At 72.8% G+C, this 5,275-nt stretch carries 7 protein-coding genes; 6 read left to right on the top strand and 1 reads right to left on the bottom strand.

Annotated elements, in window-relative coordinates; translation table 11 throughout:
* The coding region (locus tag ITP53_RS53645) for an IclR family transcriptional regulator domain-containing protein (protein WP_195903185.1) at positions 1–638 on the bottom strand (638 nt) is incomplete at its 3' end.
* A gap of 115 nt (positions 639–753) precedes the next feature.
* Between ITP53_RS53645 and ITP53_RS53640 the strand changes: the two genes are divergently transcribed.
* From ITP53_RS53640 to ITP53_RS53615, 6 genes are all read left to right on the top strand, one after another.
* The gene (locus ITP53_RS53640; RefSeq protein ID WP_328818776.1) at positions 754–1,524 is read left to right on the top strand and encodes a CoA transferase subunit A; all 771 of its coding nucleotides are present in this window, start codon (positions 754–756) and stop codon (positions 1,522–1,524) included.
* Positions 1,521–2,150: a CoA transferase subunit B gene (locus tag ITP53_RS53635; protein ID WP_195903183.1), complete on the top strand. Its 630-nt coding sequence runs from the start codon at positions 1,521–1,523 to the stop codon at positions 2,148–2,150. Before ITP53_RS53640 ends, ITP53_RS53635 begins: the two co-directional genes overlap by 4 nt.
* 34 nt (positions 2,151–2,184) lie before the next feature.
* Positions 2,185–3,330, top strand: a complete 1,146-nt coding sequence (locus ITP53_RS53630; RefSeq protein WP_195903182.1) for a thiolase family protein — start codon at positions 2,185–2,187, stop codon at positions 3,328–3,330.
* A gap of 5 nt (positions 3,331–3,335) precedes the next feature.
* Positions 3,336–4,097: a protocatechuate 3,4-dioxygenase subunit beta gene (pcaH, locus tag ITP53_RS53625; RefSeq protein WP_195903181.1), complete on the top strand. Its 762-nt coding sequence runs from the start codon at positions 3,336–3,338 to the stop codon at positions 4,095–4,097.
* Positions 4,094–4,618 carry a protocatechuate 3,4-dioxygenase subunit alpha gene (pcaG, locus tag ITP53_RS53620; protein ID WP_195903180.1) on the top strand — a complete coding sequence of 175 codons (525 nt, stop codon included), beginning with the start codon at positions 4,094–4,096 and terminating at the stop codon, positions 4,616–4,618. The genes pcaH and pcaG overlap by 4 nt, the downstream gene beginning before the upstream one ends.
* Positions 4,605–5,275 (top strand): lyase family protein (locus tag ITP53_RS53615; RefSeq protein ID WP_268961500.1); only part of this gene is annotated, 671 nt, incomplete at its 3' end. The genes pcaG and ITP53_RS53615, both read left to right, overlap by 14 nt.

Below are 5,275 nucleotides of genomic sequence, written 5' to 3'. Positions count from 1 at the left end.
GGGCGGGTGAGGGCCGTTTCCATGTCCGCGACCGTTTCGCGCAGCCGGGGCAGGGCGTGTTCGCGCAGGCCGGAGGCGGTGTGCCGGCTGGTGTGGCTGACCACGCTGACCGCGCAGACCGGCGGGCCGGCCGGATCCCGTACGGGCACCGCGACCGCCACCAGGCCCGGCTCGATCAGCTGGTCGTCCTCGGCCCACGGCGCGGCCGGATCGAGCAGCGCCAGGCCCGCCGCGCAGCGGTCGGCGGGCAGCAGGTCGCCGACGCGGAAGGCGACCGACATGGCCCGCCGCCGGGTGAACTGGACGATGAAGCGAACCCCGTCGCCGTCGCGTACCGCCACCGAGACCGACTCGTCCAGCTCTTCGGCGAGCCGCTCCGCGAGGGGCGACAGGGCGTCGCGCAGGCCGCCGGCGGCGAGGTACGCCTCGCCCAGCTCCATCAGGCGCGGGGCGAGCAGCAGGTCGCGGCCCTCGGCCCGGACGTAGCCGAGGTGGACCAGCGTGGCCAGCACCCGGTCGACCGTGGACCTGGCCAGGCCGGTCGCCCGCACCAGGTCGGTCGCGGCCCGTCGTCGCGGCTCGCCGGCCAGCACGCGCAGCACGGACAGGCCGCGTTCGAGGGTTCCAGCCGGTTCCATCGCTCCTCCTCGATCGGCGTGATCCTTTGACAGGAGCGCTTCAGAAACAGATACTCAACATCACAATAGTGGACAAAAGTTCACTATGCGAACACTCCACGGTGAACGGAGCGTCGTGCGGAGAGACAAAGTGGCCGCCACGGCTGAAGAGGCGCTGGACGGCGTGCGGGACGGCGCGTCGTTCGCGGTCGGCGGCTTCGGCCTCAGCGGCATCCCGAACGTGCTGATCAAGACCCTCTACGACACCGGGGTGACCGGCATCTCCGTGGTGTCGAACAACTGCGGAGTCGACGGCGGCGGCCTCGGCGTCCTGCTCGCGGCCGGGCGCATCGCCCGCGTGACCGCCTCGTACATCGGCGACAACAAGGAGTTCGCCAGGCAGTACCTCGGCGGGGAGCTGGAGGTGGAGCTGACCCCGCAGGGCAGCCTGGCCGAGCGGCTGCGCGCAGGCGGCGCCGGCATCCCCGCGTTCTACACCCCTGCCGGCGTCGGCACCCCCGTCGCCGACGGCGGCCTGCCGTTGCGCCACAACCCCGACGGCTCGATCGCCGTCGCCTCACCGCCCAAGGAGGTACGCGAGTTCGGCGGACGGCCGTACGTCCTGGAGTACGGCATCACCACGGACTTCGCGCTGGTCCGGGCGGCCAAGGGCGACCGGCACGGCAACCTGGTCTTCAACAAGGCCGCCAGGAACTTCAACCCCCTGGCCGCGATGGCCGGCCGGATCACGGTCGCGGAGGTCGAGGAGCTGACCGAGCTCGACCCCGACGAGGTCCACCTGCCCGGCGTCTTCGTCCAGCGCGTCGTGGAGCTGACCCCCGGGCAGGCTGCGGACAAGGCCATCGAGAAGCGTACGATCACCGCGCCACGAGAGGCGGCGTCATGAGCTGGACCCGCGACGAGATGGTCGCGCGGGCCGCGGCGGAGCTGCGCGACGGCGACTACGTCAACCTCGGCATCGGCCTGCCCACCCGCATCCCGTCCTTCCTCCCGCCCGACGTGGACGTGATCCTCCACTCGGAGAACGGCATCCTCGGCGTCGGCCCCTATCCGGCCCCGGGTGAGCTCGACGCCGACCTGATCAACGCGGGCAAGGAGACGGTGACCGTGCGGCGGGGGGCGTCGTTCTTCGACTCCGCGCTGTCGTTCGGCATGATCCGCGGCGGCCACATCGACGTGGCGGTGCTGGGCGCGATGCAGGTCTCCGCCTGCGGCGACCTGGCCAACTGGATGGTCCCCGGGAAGCTGGTCAAGGGCATGGGCGGGGCGATGGACCTGGTCCACGGCGCGCGCCGGGTCATCGTGATCACCGACCACAACGCCAAGGACGGCGCGCCGAAGATCGTGGAGGAGTGTTCGCTGCCGCTCACGGGGCAGGCGTGCGTACACCGGATCGTCACCGACCTCGGCGTCCTCGACGTCACCTCGGACGGGCTGAGGCTCGTCGAGACTGCGCCCGGCGTCACCGTCGCCGGCCTGCGCGGCCGTACGGGAGCGGAGGTCGCCGCGTGAAAGCAGTCCAAGTCGTCGCCGCGGAGGTCGCCGGATGAGAACCGTCTATGTCGTGGACGCCGTACGCACGCCCTTCGGCCGCCACGGCGGCGCCCTGGCCGGCCTCCGGCCCGACGACCTGGCCGCGTACGTCGTCAAGGCGATCGCCGAGCGCAACGACCAGCAGGCCGTCGACGAGGTCGTGCTGGGCAACGCGAACGGCGCCGGCGAGGAGAACAGGAACGTCGCCAGGATGGCGGTGCTGCTCGCCGGGCTGCCGATGACGACGCCCGGCGTGACGGTGAACCGGTTGTGCGGCTCCGGCATGGAGGCCGTCATCCAGGCGTACCGGGCGATCGCCGTCGGCGACGCCTCCGCCGTGATCGCCGGCGGCGTGGAGTCGATGACCCGCGCCCCCTGGGTGCTGCCCAAACCGGACCGGGCCTTCCCCGCGGGCGGTCAGGAGCTGGTCTCCACCACGCTCGGCTGGCGGCTGGTCAACCCGGAGATGCCGGCCGAGCACACCGTGCCGCTGGGCGAGGGCGCCGAGCTGATCGCCGGCAAGCACGGTCTGTCGCGGGCGGAACAGGACGCGTTCGCGCTGGCCAGTCACCAGAAGGCGGCCAAGGCGTCGTTCGAGCGGGAGATCGTCCCCATCGGCGGGCTCTCCAGGGACGAGGGCATCCGCGAGGACACCTCCCTGGAGGCGCTCGCCCGCCTCAAGCCCGTCTTCCGCAAGAACGGGACGGTCACCGCGGGCAACTCCTCGCCTCTCAGCGACGGCGCCGCGGCGCTGCTGCTGACCGACGAGGCCGGGCTGCGCGGCCGCGAACCGCTCGCCAGGATCGTCGCGAGCGCCGCCAGCGCGCTCGAACCCCGTTACTTCGGCCTGGGCCCCGTCGAAGCCTCCGGCAAGGCCCTGGCCAGGGCGGGCAAGCGGTTCGGCGACCTGTCGACCGTCGAGCTGAACGAGGCGTTCGCCGCGCAGGCCCTCGGCTGCCTGGCCGAGCTGCCCGGCCTCGACCCCGAGATCGTCAACCCCGGCGGCGGCGCGATCGCCCTCGGCCACCCGCTCGGCGCGTCCGGCGCCCGCGTCACCGGCGCAGTGGCGCACCGGCTCGCGGCGGCGGGCTCGGGCGCCGGCCTGGCGTGTCTCTGCATCGGCGTCGGCCAGGGCCTGGCCATTGTCCTCGAAAGGTAGGAAAAATGACCCCCCTCACCCAAGCCGACATCGACCGGGAGATGGCCGAGCTGTACAAGGCCGGCGACGGCCCGCCTTCCGGGTCGTCTTCTGGCCACCCCGCCCGCGCCTTCGCGCCGTACCGCAGCAGTGTGTTGCGCCACCCCAAGCAGCCGCTGGTCGCGCTGCGTGACCCGGAGGCGGCCGAGCTGGCCGGGCCCGTGTTCGGCGCCTCCGACGTGACCGCGCTCGACTCGGACCTGACCAAGCAGCACCTGGGCGAGCCGCTCGGCGAGCGGATCACCGTGACCGGCCGCGTCCTGGACCGAGCGGGCCGGCCGGTACGCGGCCAGCTCGTGGAGATCTGGCAGGCCAACGCCTCCGGCCGCTACCTGCACCAGCGCGACGACCACCCGGCGCCGCTCGATCCCAACTTCACCGGCGTCGGCCGCTGCCTCACCGACGGCGAGGGCCGCTACTCGTTCACCACGATCAAGCCGGGCGCCTACCCCTGGCGCAACCACGTCAACGCCTGGCGGCCCGCGCACATCCACTTCTCGGTGTTCGGCACCGCCTTCACGCAGCGCCTCGTCACGCAGATGTACTTCCCTGGCGACCCGCTGTTCCCGTACGACCCCGTGCTCGGCTCGGTGACCGACGAGCGGGCGCGTGAGCGGCTGGTGGCCGCCTACGACCATGATTTGTCCGTGCCCGAGTTCTCGCTCGGTTACCGCTGGGACATCGTGCTGGACGGCCCCGCCGGGACCTGGATGGAGGAAGGCCGTTGAACCCCACCCCCTCGCAGACCGTCGGCCCCTTCTACGGGTACGCGCTCCCGTTCCCCGGCGGCGGCGACCTCGCCACCGGCGGGATCGTCGTCCACGGGTACGTCTACGACGGCGCGGGCGAGCCGGTGCCCGACGCGCTGCTGGAGTTCTGGCAGGCCGACCCGTCCGGCGACCTGCATGGCGCGCCCGGCACACTGCGGCGCGACCAGGCGAACGGCGCGGTCATCGGGCGGGACGGCGTCGACTTCACCGGCTTCGGCCGGGTGCCCACCGACGGCTCCGGCCGTTGGGCGCTGCGTACCCTGCCGCCGGGAAACGGGTACATCAGCGTGTGCGTGTTCGCCCGCGGTCTCCTGCACCACCTCTACACCCGCGTCTACTTCGGCCAGGACGCCTTCCTCGACGCCCTGCCCGCCGAGCGCCGGCGGACGCTGATGGCGGTGGAGGAACGGGCAGGTGTCTACCGGTTCGACATCCACCTGCAGGGCGAGAAGGAGACCGTCTTCCTTGACTTCAGCTGACCCCCCGCACCACCCACCCCGCACCGACCCGGCACAGGATGACCCGGCTCCGGGCGGGTTGGCGTGGGGTGCGGATCTCGGGTTGTTGTCGCCGATGCGGGGGGCCGTCGCGGACACCGGTGACGCCGCCGTGCTCCGGGCCATGCTGGATGCCGAGGTGGCGCTGATCCACGCGCAGGCTGCTCTCGGCATGGCGCCCAGGAAGGCTGCCGGCGCGGTGGCCGCCGCCGCGCGGACCGGCGCGTTCGATCTGCCCGGCCTGGCCGAGCGGGCCCGTTCCGGCGGTAACCCGGTCATCCCGCTGGTGGCCGACCTCCGCGCGGCCGCCGAGCCCTACGGTCACCATGTGCATCGGGGCGCGACCAGTCAGGACATCCTCGACACCGCCCTCATGCTGGTGGCCCACCGCACGCTGGGTCCGGTCCTGTCCGACCTCGGACGGGTCGTCAACGCGCTCACGCGACTGGCAGGCGAACACCGCGACACGCCCATGGCCGCTCGGACGCTCACCCAGCAGGCGGTGCCCACCACGTTCGGGCTCAAGGCGGTGGGCTGGCGACAGTTGGCCGCCGACGCCCGTACCCGCCTGCTCGCCGCCCGCCACGCCCTCCCGGCCCAGCTCGGCGGCGCCGCCGGCACCTTGGCCGCCTTCCACCC

It is taken from the genome of Nonomuraea cypriaca, from assembly GCF_015645445.1.
GTDB classification, from domain to species: domain Bacteria; phylum Actinomycetota; class Actinomycetes; order Streptosporangiales; family Streptosporangiaceae; genus Nonomuraea; species Nonomuraea cypriaca.
Note: the sequence above shows the minus strand (reverse complement) of the source record. Positions and strands in the feature narration are given on the sequence as shown.